Source organism: Hyphomonas sp., from assembly GCF_041689225.1.
Taxonomy (GTDB): domain Bacteria; phylum Pseudomonadota; class Alphaproteobacteria; order Caulobacterales; family Hyphomonadaceae; genus Hyphomonas.
Genome location: NZ_JBDNGN010000101.1, coordinates 1 through 16,274 on the forward strand (window position 1 = coordinate 1; position 16,274 = coordinate 16,274).

The 16,274-nt window shown below is 61.0% G+C and carries 13 protein-coding genes and 1 tRNA gene; 8 read left to right on the forward strand and 6 right to left on the reverse strand.

Translation table 11 applies throughout. The annotated features are described in order from the left end of the window. A partial coding sequence (locus tag ACESNB_RS09000) for a CoA transferase (RefSeq protein ID WP_373006455.1) occupies window positions 1–543 on the reverse strand: 543 nt, incomplete at its 3' end. Between the two features lie 234 nt (window positions 544–777). Here ACESNB_RS09000 and ACESNB_RS09005 point away from each other — a divergent pair. Beyond that, window positions 778–1,758 carry an LLM class flavin-dependent oxidoreductase gene (locus tag ACESNB_RS09005; RefSeq protein WP_373006457.1) on the forward strand — a complete coding sequence of 327 codons (981 nt, stop codon included), beginning with the start codon at window positions 778–780 and terminating at the stop codon, window positions 1,756–1,758. Between the two features lie 27 nt (window positions 1,759–1,785). Beyond that, window positions 1,786–2,526: an SDR family NAD(P)-dependent oxidoreductase gene (locus ACESNB_RS09010; RefSeq protein WP_373006459.1), complete on the forward strand. Its 741-nt coding sequence runs from the start codon at window positions 1,786–1,788 to the stop codon at window positions 2,524–2,526. Window positions 2,527–2,622: 96 nt separating this feature from the next. On the opposite strand, the gene ACESNB_RS09015 is transcribed toward ACESNB_RS09010, so the two are convergent. Then, a tRNA-Asp gene (locus ACESNB_RS09015) sits at window positions 2,623–2,699 on the reverse strand. Between the two features lie 164 nt (window positions 2,700–2,863). On the opposite strand from ACESNB_RS09015, the gene ACESNB_RS09020 reads away from it, so the two are divergent. Next, window positions 2,864–5,665 carry an AsmA family protein gene (locus ACESNB_RS09020; protein WP_373006461.1) on the forward strand — a complete coding sequence of 934 codons (2,802 nt, stop codon included), beginning with the start codon at window positions 2,864–2,866 and terminating at the stop codon, window positions 5,663–5,665. Between the two features lie 12 nt (window positions 5,666–5,677). On the opposite strand, the gene ACESNB_RS09025 is transcribed toward ACESNB_RS09020, so the two are convergent. Together ACESNB_RS09025 and ACESNB_RS09030 are read right to left on the reverse strand one after the other, a co-directional pair. After that, complete coding sequence (locus tag ACESNB_RS09025) at window positions 5,678–6,373, reverse strand: DUF6134 family protein (protein WP_373006463.1); 696 nt, start codon at window positions 6,371–6,373, stop codon at window positions 5,678–5,680. Then, complete coding sequence (locus ACESNB_RS09030; RefSeq protein WP_373006465.1) at window positions 6,370–6,930, reverse strand: cupin domain-containing protein; 561 nt, start codon at window positions 6,928–6,930, stop codon at window positions 6,370–6,372. Before ACESNB_RS09030 ends, ACESNB_RS09025 begins: the two co-directional genes overlap by 4 nt. 159 nt (window positions 6,931–7,089) lie before the next feature. On the opposite strand from ACESNB_RS09030, the gene ACESNB_RS09035 reads away from it, so the two are divergent. Genes ACESNB_RS09035 through ACESNB_RS09050 form a run of 4 tightly spaced genes read left to right on the forward strand, consistent with a single transcriptional unit; the run spans window position 7,090 to window position 11,540 of the window. Then, window positions 7,090–8,094 (forward strand): cysteine synthase A, encoded by a 1,005-nt coding sequence (locus ACESNB_RS09035; protein ID WP_373006467.1) that lies wholly within the window; start codon window positions 7,090–7,092, stop codon window positions 8,092–8,094. A 4-nt stretch (window positions 8,095–8,098) separates the two neighbouring features. Next, window positions 8,099–8,941 (forward strand): sulfurtransferase, encoded by an 843-nt coding sequence (locus ACESNB_RS09040; protein WP_373006469.1) that lies wholly within the window; start codon window positions 8,099–8,101, stop codon window positions 8,939–8,941. Then, the gene (metC, locus tag ACESNB_RS09045; RefSeq protein WP_373006471.1) at window positions 8,941–10,095 is read left to right on the forward strand and encodes a cystathionine beta-lyase; all 1,155 of its coding nucleotides are present in this window, start codon (window positions 8,941–8,943) and stop codon (window positions 10,093–10,095) included. The genes ACESNB_RS09040 and metC overlap by 1 nt, the downstream gene beginning before the upstream one ends. Window positions 10,096–10,103: 8 nt before the next feature. After that, window positions 10,104–11,540 (forward strand): DASS family sodium-coupled anion symporter, encoded by a 1,437-nt coding sequence (locus ACESNB_RS09050; protein WP_373006473.1) that lies wholly within the window; start codon window positions 10,104–10,106, stop codon window positions 11,538–11,540. Window positions 11,541–11,811: 271 nt separating this feature from the next. On the opposite strand, the gene ACESNB_RS09055 is transcribed toward ACESNB_RS09050, so the two are convergent. After that, window positions 11,812–12,825 (reverse strand): NADP-dependent oxidoreductase, encoded by a 1,014-nt coding sequence (locus ACESNB_RS09055; protein WP_373006529.1) that lies wholly within the window; start codon window positions 12,823–12,825, stop codon window positions 11,812–11,814. Between the two features lie 76 nt (window positions 12,826–12,901). Next, window positions 12,902–13,210 carry a hypothetical protein gene (locus ACESNB_RS09060; RefSeq protein WP_373006475.1) on the reverse strand — a complete coding sequence of 103 codons (309 nt, stop codon included), beginning with the start codon at window positions 13,208–13,210 and terminating at the stop codon, window positions 12,902–12,904. Window positions 13,211–13,463: 253 nt separating this feature from the next. Here ACESNB_RS09060 and polA point away from each other — a divergent pair, with 253 nt between their 5' ends. After that, window positions 13,464–16,253 (forward strand): DNA polymerase I, encoded by a 2,790-nt coding sequence (polA, locus tag ACESNB_RS09065; protein ID WP_373006477.1) that lies wholly within the window; start codon window positions 13,464–13,466, stop codon window positions 16,251–16,253. Window positions 16,254–16,274: the final 21 nt, after the last annotated feature.

A 16,274-nucleotide genomic window follows, 5' to 3' on the forward strand; every position in this document is an offset into this window, starting at 1 on the left:
GACGGCGTGCAGCCCGGACACTTTGTCAGCGATCGCCATTGGCAGGAATCGCGGTGCCGGGTTGCCATCGACCCGCGGCAGGAGGCTCGCCGTACCTGACAAGCCCTGGATAAGGTCGTCGTAAGCTGGCCGGCCCGCATACGGGCCCTCCGATCCGAACCCGGTGCAGTGGACATAGACAATGTCAGGCTTGATCGCCTTGACCTCGTCATAGGTCAGGCCAATGCGTGCGACGGCATCTTCGCGAACATTGTGAATGAACACATCGCTCTGCTGGATCAGTTTTGTGATCGCGGCCCTGCCCGCGTCCGACTTCAGGTCCCAGACGACCGAGCGCTTGCCACGATTGATCGTGAGGTGACACGGGCCCATGCTGCGTGTGTTCACGGGCTTGCCAACGTTCCGGAAATCGTCTCCAGCCACTGGCTCCACCTTCACGACTTCAGCGCCCATATCGGCCAGTGTTTGCGTGCAATAGGGGCCAAAAATCACCGTCGTCATGTCTGCGATGCGAATGTCGGAAAGGACGTTTGTGCCGGGCATATTGGGCTCCGTTTCATGTCTAAGGGTGGTCGCCCGCGGGGCACGCCGTCCATCTGGTACGGGGTTCGAAAACGCATATCAACGCCAATTGGCCTCGCGGGCCAGTTCGCCCAGCGTCAACGAAACTGTATTCCGCTACGTCAATTGGCGGTCGGTTTTGACTTCGGATCAAACGATGCCCAAGTGGATTGATTGCAGCGTGATGGATCGCGCCGCCGCCACCAGGAGTCCATCATGACCAAGCTTTCCATTCTCGATCTTGTTCGTGTCACCCAGGGTACGGGTGCGCGCACAGCCATGGACAATGCGCGGGACCTGGCGGCGCACGCGGAGACCTGGGACTATAATCGTATCTGGGTCGCAGAGCATCACAACATGGCGGGTATCGCCAGCGCAGCCACATCGCTGGTAATCGCGCACATTGCGGCGGGATCGAAGAAGATCCGCGTCGGTGCTGGCGGCATCATGCTGCCCAACCATGCCCCGATCGTGATTGCGGAACAGTTTGGTACGCTCGAACGCCTGTTCCCCGGGAGGATTGACCTCGGGCTGGGCCGCGCGCCCGGCACCGACCAGATCACCATTCGCGCGCTGAGAACCACGGCCGAGGCGTCAGAGCGATTTCCGCAGGATGTCATGGAGCTGCAGGCTTTCCTCGGGCCCTTACAGCCTGGCCAGCGCGTGCAGGCCGTTCCCGCTGCCGGAACGAACGTGCCGCTCTGGATTCTCGGGTCGAGCCATTTCGGCGCGATGCTCGCGGCTGAACTGGGCCTGCCCTACGCCTTTGCCTCGCATTTTGCGCCGGCGCACCTGATGTCTGCGCTGAAGATTTATCGCACCCGTTTCAAACCGTCCGAGCAGTTGCAGGAACCCTATGCGATGGTCGGCGTGAACATTATTTCTGCGGACAGTGACGCCGAGGCAAATCGGCTCGCAACCACCCAGAAAATGTCATTTGCCAACCTGTTGCGTGGCACTCGCTCGCTCAGCCAGCCGCCCATCGACGATATCGACGAATACTGGACCGCATCCGAAAAGGCTCAGGCGCAAAACATGCTCGCGCGCTCGATCGTCGGGTCTCCGGATTCTGTGCGCGAGGGTATCGCTGCGCTTACGGAAGAGACTGGTGCAGATGAACTCATCATTGTGTCGGATGTGTACGATCACGCATCTCGTCTGCGCTCGTTCGAACTGATCGCGTCAACGCAGACATAAAAAAAAGCAAAATCGGGAGAAAACGGGATGGGACAAAGCGATACAGACTTCACTGGCAAACGTGTGCTGGTGGTCGGGGGATCCAGCGGCATTGGTAACGGCATTGCCCAGGCATTCCGCGCGCGCGATGCGGAGGTGCTTGTCTGGGGTACACGCGCGAACGCCAGCGACTATGACCCCACCGACGGCAGCGACCTTGACGGCCTGGCCTATCAACAGGTCGATGTTGGTGATCCCGACGCCATCGAAGCGGCGCATGTCGATTTCGACACACTCGACTCGCTCGTGCTTTGCCAGGGCACAGTCGTTTACAAGCGCGGCGAGTTCGAACGCGAAGGCTGGGACCGCGTCATGGCCGTCAACCTGGATAGTCTTATGCATTGTGCGCGGCGGCTGAAGCCCATGCTGGCGAAAGTCGGCGGATCCGTAATTATCGTCAGTTCCATATCGGGCTTTTCTGCAAATGTGGGCAACCCCGCCTATGCGGCGTCGAAAGCGGGCGCCGTCAGCCTGACCAAAACGCTCGGACAGGCCTGGGCGCCGGAAGGGATTCGCGTGAACGGCCTTGCGCCCGGATTAGTGGATACGAAGCTGACAAAGGTCACGACGGGCAATCCCAAACGCCTTGAGGGTGCGTTGCGGGCCATACCGGCGGGACGTATGGGACTTCCGGCAGACATGGCAGGTGCCGCGATCTTCCTCGCGAGCCCGCTGGCATCTTATGTCTGCGGTCAAACCCTGATCGTTGATGGTGGATTGTCTCTCTGATCGATGGCCGCCAACTGAATTGCCGACCCTGAATCGCGATCGGGCCGGGGTAAAACCCGGCCCGATCGACGAAATTCTGTCAAGAATACAGGAAAATGGCGCGAGTGACGGGACTTGAACCCGCGACCTCCGGCGTGACAGGCCGGCACTCTAACCGACTGAGCTACACCCGCGTATTTCCTGCTGCCGCTAAGCAGCGAGCCGCCTCTCTAATCAAGGGGGCTATGGCGGTCAAGCAAGGAACGTCAGGCCAGGTTCGATTATATGCATTTCAGGCGACATTCATCAGACACAATGTACATATAATCGACAGCTACACAGGAAACAGGCCCCTCCCATGAAACGAATTTTGCTCATTGTCGCGGGTATCGTCGGCTTTCTGGTCGTCACTGCGATGGTCGTGCCCTTTCTGGTGCCACGCGAAGTCTACAAGGCCCAGATCGAGAAGGCTGCGACAGATGCGCTGCAACGGGACGTAAAACTGACCGGCGACGTAAAAATCTCGGTGTTTCCAAGAATTTCAGCGAGCATTGCCGGAGTTACCGTCGCCAATCCCGCCGGATTCGACCGGCCGAACATGATCGAAGCGGGAGAATTGCGCGGGTCGGTCAAATGGCTGCCGCTCCTGTCGCGCCGGGTCGATGTCCAGGAAATCTCCTTCGTCGATGCCAATATGGACCTTCACCGCATGGCCAACGGAACAGCCAACTGGGAGTTCGGGACGCAAGCCAGCGACGAATCCGGTTCTGACGGTTCCAGCGGTGGATTCGATGCAGGAATCGAATCGGCGCGTCTGAAGAACGCGAATCTCACCTATCGCGATGACGTGGCCGGCTCAGCCTATGACGTAAAGGAACTAGACCTTCAGGCCTCGCTCCAGGCACTCGACAAGCCGCTCAAGGCCAAAGCGTCTGGCCTGTTCCAGGGCGAGCAGTTTGACGTGGACCTGCGGCTTGATTCGCCGGACGCCCTGACGACAGGCACACAGGCCGCCGTAACCTTCGCATTGGACTCTACGCTCGGCAAAGCAGGGTATGACGGCAGCGTCACACTCGGCGACGCGCCTGCCCTGTCCGGCGCGTTCTCAGCGAGTTCAGATGCGCTGGCAAAGTTCGCAGCCTTCGCGGGTGTCGATCTTCCAATGGACCTCTCGCGTCTTGGAAAGATCGATACAAAGGGCAACGTGTCCGGCCCCTTCTCGGCGCTGAACATCGATGTGGTCAGCTTCACCCAGTCTTCGGACATGGCCAAGACGGATTTCACGGGCCAGATCGTGCTCGCCGATTCTCCCACCGTCACAGGCAATCTCGCCCTATCAGCGCCGAGCATTGCTGATCTGGCAACATTTTCGGGTGTGGAGATGCCGCTCAACCTTGCGCCTCTGGGCGGGGTTTCCGCCAAAGCCAGCCTGTCGGGTGCGCTGACCGAACCCGCGATCCGATTTGAAACCCTGTCGATCAAGGGCAGCCAGATTGACGCGAGCTATACGGGCGCCCTCACGCTCGGCGAAAAGCCCACACTTGATGGCTCCATCTCGGCCGTGTTGCCACGGGCCGGTGATCTTGCCGCACAGCTGGGGCTCGACCTACCTGCCCGTAACGCCCTGGAGCGGGTGGAACTGAAGGGAGCGATCAAGGGACCGGCCGATGCGCTCAATCTGAACAATCTGTACGTGAAGCATTCGGGCGCTCTGTTGAACGCCACCTATACAGGCGCGGTCGGTCTTGCAGGCGATGGCCGTATTAATGGCAAAGTCGCGGCATCAAGCAATGAGTTGCGCGCCCTGCTTAAGGCGGCAGACGTCGAGATGGCGCCAGGCGACACACTCAAGACATCCAATGTGAAGAGTGCGATCGCGGGCAGCTTCAAGAAATTGTCCCTGACCAATCTCACGATCGTACTCGACGACATCACGGGCAAGGGCATGGCAGGGATCGATCTCACCGGCGATCGCCCGAAGATCACCGGCAATCTGGACATGGGACCGCTGGACCTGTCGCCGTTCCTTGGAGAAGCCGACCAGGCGGCGAAACCGAAACAGGCTGGCGTGGGCTGGAGCAAGGAACCGCTGGATCTTGCGGGCCTCAAAGCCGTGGATGCCGATGTGCAAATCACCACGAGCGCACTGACTTTCGGAAATGTGAAACTGACTGACGCGGCCCTCGCCACCAAACTCGATCAAGGCGTTCTCACGGCCGACCTGTCGAAGTTCAAAGCGTTCGGTGGCGACTGGAGCGGCAAGCTGGGCGTCAATGCGAAAGGCACCACGCCCGCCGTGGACTTCACGATGAATGGCAGTGGGGTCGGCATGTCGAGCCTGCTCGGCACGCTCGCGGGATTTGACAAGCTCAGCGGTACTGGCGGCTTCCAGGTGACAGGCGCCGCTACAGGCAACTCGATCAACGACATCATGAACGCGCTGGATGGCAAGGTGACGACCAACCTGAAAGACGGTGCCCTGAAGGGACTGAACGTGTCTCAACTCGTGCGCAGCGCGCAGTCCCTGCAGCAAGCCCTGACGACCGGTAGTCTCAAGAACCTCGACTTTTCCTCAGCGCTATCGCCCTCTGCGTCGACTGACTTTTCAAGCTTCGATACCGTTCTCACGATCAATGATGGGGTCGCCAATGTCGACCTGATGAAACTGATCAACCCGGTGATGGGCATCGACGGATCCGGCCAGATAAATCTCGGTGGGCAAGCGCTGGACCTGCGCCTCGCAACCAGTATCGACAAGGCGGGTCAAGGGACGGGCAGCGTCGTTCAGTTGAACGGCATACCGGTTCCGGTGCGCATCTCAGGGTCATGGAACAAGCTAAAAGTGTCGCCGGATACGTCCGGTATCCAGTCGGCTTTGAAGGCCGAACTGGGCAACAAGCTGAAGGACCAGCTATCCGACAGGATCGGCGGCGAGGCCGGTGCGATTCTTGGAAATGTGCTCGGCTTACCTGCCACCCGCGCACCAACCCCTGAGCCTGCCCCAGACACCCCCGACGGCGCGGCGCCTGAGACTGCGCAGCCGGAGGCGAAAGCGCCCGTCACGCTTGAGAGCGCGGCGGAGCAAGCCGCCAGGGATGCGCTGGGCGACCTGTTCAAAAAGAAAAAGACGGTCGAGCCAGCGCCTGCAGAACCCGAATAGGCTGGCTGTGGCTCAGAAGGGCTTGGTCAGGACATACTCAATTAGTTGGCCACGCGCCTCGAAGGCGAGTTTCACCCATCGACCCTGCGCGTCATACCAAAGATTAAAGTCGATTTCGGAATCCATCAGGTAGCGGTTCGCCTCTACCGATGTGTCGCCGACTTTTACCCTATCGGGCCCCTTGTCCACGACATTGACCTCGATCAGTTCGCCATCCTCCGAAGAGAGCAGCTGGCTCGCCTGAGTCTGCGCCACATTCCAGTGGCTGGATGGGAGGATGCCGACCGGGGCCCGGCCTGTATATTCCGTTCCGGTGACATCAAGCGCGTTACCGACGCGCATGGCGCTCACCGAGCCGTCATCGCCATTGTCGTCCACTGCGCCTTTCAGGGCGACCAGCTGGCCGTCTTTCCACGTTTCGGTGGCATCCAAGGCATATCGAAACAGCGTAATCGGGCCCACGCCAGCCTTCAGACGGACGTCGGTTGTTGCCTTCAATGTACCATCGGGCGCGATGTCGAACGACACCGTATGTGTGCCGAAGGGCTTGCCCTCGCGCAGCACCTGGAAGCGGATTTCATCGCCGTCTTTAGGGCTCCATGCCGGGGTTGGTGTGGGGGTGGCAAGGGTGAGGTTGGGGCTATTGTCGGCCATCGCGGGGGTCGCGAGAAGGACCAAGGAGAGGGCGGCGAGGGTGCGACGGATCATCGAAACAGGCTCCAGATCGGGTTGCTTGTTTCAGCAACGAAACAGATGCACGGCTCGTCGCCCACAGCGGCAGGTTTGTGCCGCATGCCCGTCTCACCCAGCACGAGGTCACCGCGGGAATAGACGCCATGCCCATCGCTGAACGTCCCCTGAAGCACAACGGTCGCCTCGAGTGCGCCATGACCATGGGTCGACGCGGACTGTCCGGGCTCGAGTTTCATGAACTTGGCGCCGCGCGTGGCCGTGTTTGCATAGGACACCCCTGACAGACCGCGTTTCCATGGCAATGGCGCGCCATCTGACAAGGCCAGCAACTCTCTGGCCGTAGCGGTATTCCTGCGGGGTCCCAAGCGGCGTTTCGACGGCGTATTGGGACGCCCAACCGGTCTCTGGTCCCTTTCGAGCAGTGCACCGCCGACAATCGACCAGAGCCTGGCCGTTTCAGACCCTTCGGGGCTGAGCAATATGTGCAGGTCGCCTGCAAGCGTCATGGCGTCGGCATGGTTACCGGCAGCATGGTCCATCATGAAGGATGCGTATGAATCTTGGTTCTGCAAGGGCGGGTCCCTGTCCGGTTAGCGTGTTCGATTAGCCAGTCTACGGCGCCGAGAACCAAGTGGATCACCTTACAATGCGCCATAGACGCAGTTGTGCATTGCCGCGCTGCACCCTAGCTTGGCCTGATAGGACCTCCCCAACTGAACCGGACCGACCGCATGACCACTTACCGCTCCGTTGTTGACCTGATTGGTAACACGCCCCTTCTCCGCCTCAACGCGGTATCAGACGAAACCGGATGCGAAATCCTCGGAAAATGCGAATTCCTGAACCCTGGCCAATCGGTCAAGGATCGCCCCGCACTGGGGATCGTGCGGGACGCCGAGGCGGCGGGCCAATTGAAGCCCGGCGGCACAATTGTCGAAGGCACGGCCGGCAATACGGGGATCGGGCTGGCGCTTGTTGGCGCAGCGCTCGGCTATCGCGTCGTGATCGTCATGCCGCGCACGCAGAGCCAGGAAAAGAAGGACGCGATCCGGCTGCTCGGCGCAGAACTCATCGAGGTCGACGCCGTGCCTTATGCCAATCCGAACAATTACATCAAGTTTTCAGGACGCCTCGCCGAGGACCTTGCGAAATCGGAACCGAATGGCGCGATCTGGGCCAACCAGTTCGACAATGTCTCAAACCGCAAGGCCCATTACGACACGACGGGCCAGGAAATCTGGAACCAGACCGACGGCAAGCTCGACGCATTCATTTGCGCGGTTGGGTCCGGCGGTACACTCGGCGGCGTATCGATGGCACTTAAAGAGAAACGCAAGTCAGTGCAGATCGGCCTCGCTGATCCCGGCGGCGCGGCGATGTACCAATATTTCACGAGCGGCGAATTGAAGTCCGAAGGCACGTCGATCACCGAGGGGATCGGACAGGGCCGCATCACGGCCAATCTTGAAGGCATTGAAGTGGACCGCGCTTATCGCTGTAGCGATACCGAAGCATTGAACGTGCTGTTCGCGCTGGTTCAAAAGGAAGGCCTTTGCCTCGGCGGCTCAGCCGGGATAAATGTGGCAGGCGCGGTCAAGATGGCGCGCGACCTTGGCCCGGGACATACGATCGTGACGATGCTGTGCGACTATGGCAATCGTTACCAATCGAAAATGTACAATCCGGAATTCCTGAGATCGAAGGACCTGCCGGTGCCGCCATGGATGGAGACATAAACCGATGGAATCGGGAGACCCCCTCGTCAATGCCGATTGGCTGATCAAGAATTTTGATGCACCCGACGTGCGTGTGCTGGACGCGACCTATTTCGCGGACTTCACGAACCCGCCGGAAACCGGGCACCAGGCCTGGGCACGCGGACATATCCCCGGGGCCACCCATTTCGATATCGACGACATCGCGGATACATCCTCGCCGCTTCCACACATGCTACCGGACTCAGTGAAATTCTCGGCGCGCGTTCGCAAGCTCGGCGTCGGCGACGGCAACCGTATCGTGGTCTATGACCAGAATCGTTTCTTCGCCTCTGCGCGTGCCTGGTGGATGCTGCGCGTGATGGGTCATACGGATGTGCATGTGCTGGACGGTGGCCTCAACGCATGGGTCGAAGCCGGCGGCGCGCTTGAAGACCTGCCGCCAATGGTCAGCGAACGCCACTTCACGCCGCGCGTGCGTGCCGATCTCGTGATGGACGCAGCGGGCCTGGAAAAACTGGTTGGTTCGGCGCGCACCACGATTGTGGACTCCCGCCCTGATGGCCGCTTCTTCGGTCGCGACCCAGAGCCGCGCGTGGGCCTCGCCTCCGGCCACATTCCCGGCAGCGTCAACCTGCCGGGCAGCGCGCTGGTGACGCAAGACGGCCATATGCTCACGGCGAACAAGCTATCCTCGCTGTTCAAAAACCCGAAGGCACCAACGGTCACGACGTGCGGGTCAGGCGTCACCGCTGCCATCGCTGCGCTGGCACTGGCGCGGCTCGGAAACTGGGACGTTGCCGTCTACGATGGGTCGTGGACGGAATGGGCCTCTGATCCGGCGCGCCCGATTGCGACGGACGCATAATGAAACAACCGGAAACGCGCCTGATTCACACGCGGATGGAGCGATTGGGACGGGCGACCGTTAACCCGCCTGTGGAGCGCGCGTCGACGGTTCTGTTTTCGACCGAAGAAAGCCTTTACGGGCCGAAGCCGACCTATGGCAGGATGGGTCTGACGGTTCACCGTGAACTGGAAGCAGCGATGAACGCGCTGGAAGGCGCGACCTATACCCGCCTCGCAGCCAACGGCTTGCAGGCCTGTACGTTGGCCATTGCAGCATGCGTGCGGAACGGGGACCATCTCCTCTTCCCGGATAGCGCCTACGGACCGACGGCGAGGTTCTGCGAGCGGCGGCTGCCTGCCATGGGCGTGAAGGCGACGCGCTTTGATCCGCGCATCGGCGCCGGGATCGCCGACCTGATACAAGACAATACGAAAGCCATATTCCTGGAGTCGCCCGGTTCACTGACATTCGAGATCAGTGATACGCCCGCGATCACCGAGATCGCCAAGGCGCGCGGCATTCGCACCATCATGGACAATACCTGGGGCGCAGGCCTTCACCACCAGCCGCTGGCGCTGGGGGTAGACCTGTCGGTGCAGGCACTGACGAAATATGCGGCGGGTCATTCCGATGCATTTGGCGGCGCCGTAATGACAAGCACGCCCGGCATGGCGGGACGGCTGGAGGCTCTTTCGGAAGACTGGGGCATCAGCCTCGCGCCCGATGACGCCTATTTGTGCTTGCGTGGCTTGCGCACGCTCAAGACGCGGCTGAAGGCGCACGAGGCCGCGGGCCTCGAGATTGCGCACTGGCTGGACGGGCGCCCGGAAGTTTCCGAGGTGCTGCACCCTGCCCTGCCATCGTCTCCGGATCATGCCCTGTGGCAACGTGATTTCAGCGGATCGAATGGGCTGATCGGCGTCGTCCTGAATCCGTTGCCCGAAGGGGGCATGGAACGATTCCTCGACGCGATGCACCTGTTCGCGATGGGATTCTCCTGGGGTGGGTTTGAGAGCCTGATCATTCCTTGCGATGAACAGCTGACGCGCATGAAGGGAAGCTGGACCGATGCGCGGGCCGGTCCGCTGCTGCGCGTCCATGTGGGCCTGGAGGCCACAAGCGATCTCATTGCCGACCTAGAGGCAGGCTTCAAGGCCATGGCGGGGAGCTGACGGGGAGCATGGGGGCGCAGACAATAGGATTGATTTTGGGGCCGGTTGTGGCCGGGCTCATGCTGTTGTTCGGACCACCGGACGGCCTGAACCCTGCTGCGTGGGGCACGGCAGCGCTCATGGTGCTGATGGCAACCTGGTGGGCGACCGAGGCGATACCGATTCCAGCAACATCATTGTTGCCACTTGTCGTATTGCCGCTGATCGAAGCGGGTACGCCCAGACAGGTCGGCGCAGACTATGCGCACTATATCGTGCTGCTACTGCTCGGCGGTTTCATCATCGCCATGGGGATCGAGCGATGGGACCTGCACAAACGGATCGCCCTGAACGTGATTGCGCGCGTTGGGGCGGCGCCAAAGGCGCTGATCTTTGGATTCATGCTGGCAACCGCCATGCTGTCGATGTGGATTTCCAATTCGGCCACGACGCTGATGATGATGCCAATTGCATTGTCGGCGGCGCACGCGCTTGGCGACAAGAGCGGCAAATTCTCGGCGGCACTGTTGCTGGGCATCTGTTATTCGGCCTCCATCGGCGGAGTCGCGACGCCGATCGGCACGCCAACCAACCTGATCGCGATCAACTGGCTGCAGGTCGAGATGGGCGCGAGTATCGGTTTTCCTCAATGGATGGCGTTCGGCATTCCGGCGGCAGCCGTGATGATACCCGTCGCCTGGTGGGCTGTGACGCGTGGCTTGCCGCAACTTGAAGGCGGTCATGCCGTCGTCCAGCGGGTGCATGAACAGCTCCGCACGCTCGGGCGAATGACGCAGCCGGAATTCCGGGCGGCACTGGTTTTTGGTCTTGTCGCCCTGCTCTGGGTGTCGCGCCTGTGGACGGTGGACCTGATCGCTGCGGCCGGCTGGACTGTCCCGAAAGGATTCAATGGCGCCGAAGTGGATATGATGATCGCCATCGCAGGGGGCATGATGATGTTCATCGTGCCAGCCGGCGGCGGAGAGCAACGTGCACTGCTCAGCTGGGAAGAGGCTGAACGCCTGCCCTGGGGTGTGTTGGTACTGTTCGGCGGCGGCATCGCGCTGGGCAACGCCGTCTCCCGCACCGGCCTGTCGGAATGGCTGGGGGGGCATTTGTCGGTGATGTCGTCGTTTCCGCCGATCCTGTTTATCGCGGTCGTCGTGGCGCTGGTGATCTTCCTGACAGAGCTGACAAGCAATGTGGCCACGATGACGACGCTGGCACCCATCCTTGGCGCACTGGCGGTGGCTGTCGGCATGGCGCCGGAAAGCCTGCTGGGGCCAGCGGCTGTCGCCGCCTCGTGCGCGTTCATGCTGCCGGTTGCAACCGCGCCGAATGCCATCGTCTATTCGACAGGGCAGGTTCCGATCCAGACGATGATGCGCAAAGGACTGGCGATCAACCTGATCGGCATCGGTGTGATTACAGCCATCGGCTACTGGATCGCCCCACTGGTCCTTTGAATTGCTCTCCGCGCGCAGCCCCCCACCCCCAAGGGGGAAGGGAGAGTGGGGGGCACCGCTGCGGGCCAGGGGGAGGGTTTGGAGATACCAACAGCGGGGACGCGAGATAGAATGTGACGCCGACCGGGCGGGAAGGCCCTGCCGACATCACATGGGTTCAACGCGCATCTAATGCTTTCCCGTCGCTGTTAGTGCATGGTTTTTCGTGTCGTTTTTGTCATGACAAAAACGTCAGGTCCTGCTGCGACTGCAACAGGATCCGGCGACAGACTCAGTTCGGCTCGTCGCTGACCTTGACGACGAGTTTACCGAGGTTCTTGCCCTCGAAAAGGCGCGACAGACTGGCCGGGGCATTCTCGAGGCCTTCAACCACATCTGTTTCGAATTTCAATTTCCCCTCCATCAGCCACTGGCCCATCTGCTGGATGCCTTCAGCAAAACGCGGATAATAGTCGATGACAATGAAGCCCTTCACGAGCGTGCGCCGCATGAGCAGGTTGTCGAAATTGAATGGTCCCGGTACCGGCTCGGTCGCATTATAGGTCGAGATCAGACCGCAAAGCGGCATGCGCGAAAAATCGTTCAGGCGGGCGATGACCGTGTCCATGATCTCGCCGCCCACATTCTCGAAATTGATGTCGATGCCGTTCGGGCAATGCTTGTCGAGTGCCGCACCGACATCTTCCTTCTTGTAATTGATGGCCGCGTCGAAACCGGCGGTCTCAACCAGCCATTTGCACTTCTCATCCGAGCCAGCGATGCCAACGACACGGCAGCCCTGGATTTTGGCGATTTGGCCAACCATGGACCCGACCGCACCCGCCGCAGCGGAGACGACGACGGTTTCGCCAGCCTTGGGCTTGGCGATGTCCATAAGACCGAAATAGGCAGTCATGCCGGTTGCCCCGATCGGCCCCATGAAGGCGGTGAGCGGTACGCCCGGAAGCTGGGGCATCTTGGCGAGCGTGGCGCCCGGTAGCGTGTTGTAAAGCGACCAGTGGGCGAGACCGGTGTTGACGATGTCGCCAGGCTCAAGCGCGTCAAAGCGGCTTTCGGTGACAAGGCTGAGGCCGCCGCCGCGCATGGGTTCGCCCAAGGCGACCGGCGGCAGGTAGGCATCCTTGTCGCTCATCCAGATCCGGTTGGTCGGGTCCAGCGAGAGGTAGATGGTGCGCGCACGCACCTCGCCGTCCTGAAGCGGTGCAAGCGGCGCCTCGACGAGTTCAAGGTCGGTTTCCTTGACGTCGCCCACGGGGCGGTGGCGCAGCACCCAGGTCTTGTTCATCTCTGTCATCGTCTTCTCCCATTTTCAGGGAGGCTACGATGAATCAGGCTCAGCGCAAGACGTCCCGCTGGGAAAGCTACCAGGCATAGGCCGCCAACAGGAACCCAATCAGGAGGATGACACTGCTCATCACTCCGGCGCCTTCCATGCCCGGCGCGTTCTTGTCGAGGAAGCCGAACGTCATGCTGATGGCGGCCGCGAGGAACGAAGCGCCGAGGAGCTGAAAAGCCAGTTTGCGGCGCAGGAGCAGCGCAATGCTGCCAGCGAGTCCGCCGAACACGCCGATAGCCCATAATGCCCAAACCCAGATTGGCATCGCAATCCAGTAGTCTAGCATTTCGGTCGGATATGAGCTCAAATAGCTTTCGTTGCGTGTGGCCGTCATCGTGAAGCCGAAACAGCCAAAGCTGTTCTAGAGCAGGCTGAGGACGCCCATCACCCATAGATGCCATGGTGTTCCGGCGCGTGCAGGTTCCATTTCTTCTGACATACCAACTCCCTCCCGGGTTTGTATTTCAGATGCTTATAATACTACGAGTTGGGCCAAGACGGAACATCCGGTCCGATTGACGAAACGGGGCGGGTGACGGGCCTGCCCCAAGCGGCTAAACCAGCCGCCAGCAAAGGATTCTCCGCTCATGGCCACTGCCCCCGTCACCAAGGACAGCCACCTCTATCTCGTCGATGCGAGCGCCTATATATTCCGGGCGTTCCACGCGCTGCCGCCGCTAACGCGGGCGTCCGATGGCCTGCCCATCGGAGCGGTGGCTGGCTTCTGCAACATGCTGTTCAAACTGCTAGAAGAGTTAAAGGGCCCTGACCGGCCGACGCACTTTGCGTGCATCTTCGATGCCTCATCGCACACGTTTCGCAATGAGATGTACGACAAGTACAAAGCCAACCGGTCAGAGACGCCGGAAGAGCTGGTGCCGCAATTCCCGCTGGTGCGCCGCGCGGCCATCGCGTTTGCCGCCCATGCGCTGGAGCTGGAAGGGTTTGAGGCCGACGACCTGATCGCGACCTATGCACGGCAGGCCGAGGCCAAGGGCGCGCGGGTGACCATCGTGTCGTCGGACAAGGACCTGATGCAACTCGTCTCCGACCGTGTCGTGATGCTGGACACGATGAAGAACAAGACGATGGGCGTGGAGGCGGTGTTCGAGAAGTTCGGCGTGGGGCCGGAGCGTGTTGTCGATGTGCAGTCGCTGGCCGGGGACAGCGTCGACAATGTGCCGGGCGCGCCGGGCATTGGCATGAAGACGGCCGCACTCCTTATCAATGAGTATGGCGATGTTGAAACACTGCTGGCGCGGGCGGGCGAGATCAAGCAGCCGAAGCGCCGGGAATCGCTGATCGACAACGCCGCGCAGGTACGCCTGTCGAAACAGCTGGTGACGCTTAAGGATGACGTGCCGGTTACGCTGGAACTGGACGGCCTGGCCGTGGCCGACCCCGACCCGGACACCCTGATCGCCTTCCTTGAAGAGATGGAGTTCCGTACCATCACGCGGCGCGTGCGCGAAATGATGGAAATGGAAGGCGCGATCGAAACCGCACCGCCTGCCGAGGACCCGATCGACCGGACGAAATACGAGTGCGTTCGCGATTTTGAACGGTTGGAAGACTGGGTCGCGCGGGCCGTGGCACAGGGTTATGTCGCGGTCGACACCGAGACCGACAGTCTTGATTCCGTTGCGGCAAACCTCGTCGGCGTGTCGCTGGCGCTATCTCCGGGCGAGGCGTGCTACATTCCGCTGGCGCATGTCGACCCGAACGGCGCGGGCGACGGTGACATGTTCGGCGCCGATCCGCCGCGCCAGATCCGGATGAAGGATGCCATGCGCGCGCTGAAGCCGATGCTGGAAGATCCGTCTGTCTTGAAGATCGGCCAGAATATCAAGTATGATGACAGCGTCTTCGCGTCACAGGGCATCCACGTTTCACCCATCGATGACACGATGCTGTTGTCCTATGTGCTGAACGCCGGCAAGCACAGCCACGGCATGGACACGCTGTCAGAGCGTTACCTGAACCACAAGCCGATCTCGTTCAAGGAAGTGGCCGGTATCGGTAAGCAGCAGGTCAGTTTTGATCGCGTCGCGCTCGACAAGGCGACTGAATATGCCGCCGAGGATGCCGATGTGACGCTGCGCCTGTGGCAGACGTTCAAGCCGAAGCTGCACATCGAAAAAGTCACCACCGTTTACGAGACGCTGGAACGGCCGCTCGTGCCGGTGCTGGCGCAGATGGAGCGCGAAGGCATCAAGGTCGACCGGGACCAGCTCTCGCGCCTGTCGGCCGATTTCTCGCAGCGCTGCGCCGCGCTGGAGGCCGAAGCCGAAGAACAGGCGGGGCGCGCATTCAACATTGGCAGCCCGAAACAGCTGGGCGAAATCCTGTTCGACGAGATGGGACTGGAAGGCGGCAAGAAGACCAAGACCGGCGCATGGGTCACCGATGCCGACGTGCTGGAAGGCCTCGCCGCCGAGGGGCATGGCCTGCCCCGCACGATTGTCGATTGGCGCACCCTGTCGAAGCTGCGCTCGACCTATACCGAAGCGCTGCAGGCCGCGATCAACCCCAAGACGGGCCGCGTTCATACGAGCTTTGCCATGGCGGTGGCACAGACGGGACGACTTTCATCCTCCGACCCGAACCTGCAGAACATTCCGGTGCGGACGCAAGAGGGGCGCAAGATTCGCGCAGCCTTCATTGCCGATGAGGGCAATGTCCTCGTCAGCGCCGACTATAGCCAGATCGAGCTGCGTATCCTCGCGCACATGGCCGACATTCCAGCCCTGAAAGACGCGTTCCACAAGGGCCTCGACATCCATGCGATGACGGCGAGCGAAATGTTCGGTGTGCCGATCGAGGGCATGGACCCGATGGTGCGCCGTCAGGCCAAGGCAATCAATTTCGGCATCATCTATGGCATTTCGGGCTTTGGTCTGGCGCGTCAGCTCGGCATCCCGCAGGGCGAGGCCGCCGAATATATCAAGACCTATTTCAAGCGCTTCCCCGGCATCCGCGCCTATATGGACGAGACGAAGGCCTTCGCAAAAGAGACCGGATACGTGCAAACGGCCTTCGGGCGAAAGATCCACCTCGAAGCGATCAAGTCAAAAGGGCCCGCCAAGGCCTTTGCCGAACGCCAGGCCATTAACGCGCCGATCCAGGGCTCGGCCGCCGATATTATCAAGCGCGCGATGATCCGCATGCCGGACGCGCTGGCCAAGGCCGGCCTCAAAGCGCGCATGCTGCTGCAGGTGCACGATGAACTGATCTTCGAATGCCCTAAGGCCGAAGCTGAAACGCTGCTCAAGCTGGCGCAGGACACGATGCAAGGCGCGGCACTGCCGGCGCTGAACCTGTCCGTGCCGCTGGTGGTGGACGCTCGCGCAGCCAGAAATTGGGCGGAGGCGCACTGATCTCGCGTTCACAAACATGGC

What these genes read in the sequence shown, in the direction of transcription:
- ACESNB_RS09035 (WP_373006467.1), top strand. Translation starts at nt 7,090, where the DNA reads ATGACCACTTACCGCTCCGTTGTTGACCTGATTGGTAACACGCCCCTT.
- ACESNB_RS09040 (WP_373006469.1), top strand. Translation starts at nt 8,099, where the DNA reads ATGGAATCGGGAGACCCCCTCGTCAATGCCGATTGGCTGATCAAGAAT.
- ACESNB_RS09010 (WP_373006459.1), top strand. Translation starts at nt 1,786, where the DNA reads ATGGGACAAAGCGATACAGACTTCACTGGCAAACGTGTGCTGGTGGTC.
- ACESNB_RS09005 (WP_373006457.1), top strand. Translation starts at nt 778, where the DNA reads ATGACCAAGCTTTCCATTCTCGATCTTGTTCGTGTCACCCAGGGTACG.
- polA (WP_373006477.1), top strand. Translation starts at nt 13,464, where the DNA reads ATGGCCACTGCCCCCGTCACCAAGGACAGCCACCTCTATCTCGTCGAT.
- ACESNB_RS09020 (WP_373006461.1), top strand. Translation starts at nt 2,864, where the DNA reads ATGAAACGAATTTTGCTCATTGTCGCGGGTATCGTCGGCTTTCTGGTC.
- ACESNB_RS09055 (WP_373006529.1), bottom strand. Translation starts at nt 12,825, where the DNA reads ATGAACAAGACCTGGGTGCTGCGCCACCGCCCCGTGGGCGACGTCAAG.
- ACESNB_RS09060 (WP_373006475.1), bottom strand. Translation starts at nt 13,210, where the DNA reads ATGACGGCCACACGCAACGAAAGCTATTTGAGCTCATATCCGACCGAA.
- ACESNB_RS09050 (WP_373006473.1), top strand. Translation starts at nt 10,104, where the DNA reads ATGGGGGCGCAGACAATAGGATTGATTTTGGGGCCGGTTGTGGCCGGG.
- metC (WP_373006471.1), top strand. Translation starts at nt 8,941, where the DNA reads ATGAAACAACCGGAAACGCGCCTGATTCACACGCGGATGGAGCGATTG.
- ACESNB_RS09025 (WP_373006463.1), bottom strand. Translation starts at nt 6,373, where the DNA reads ATGATCCGTCGCACCCTCGCCGCCCTCTCCTTGGTCCTTCTCGCGACC.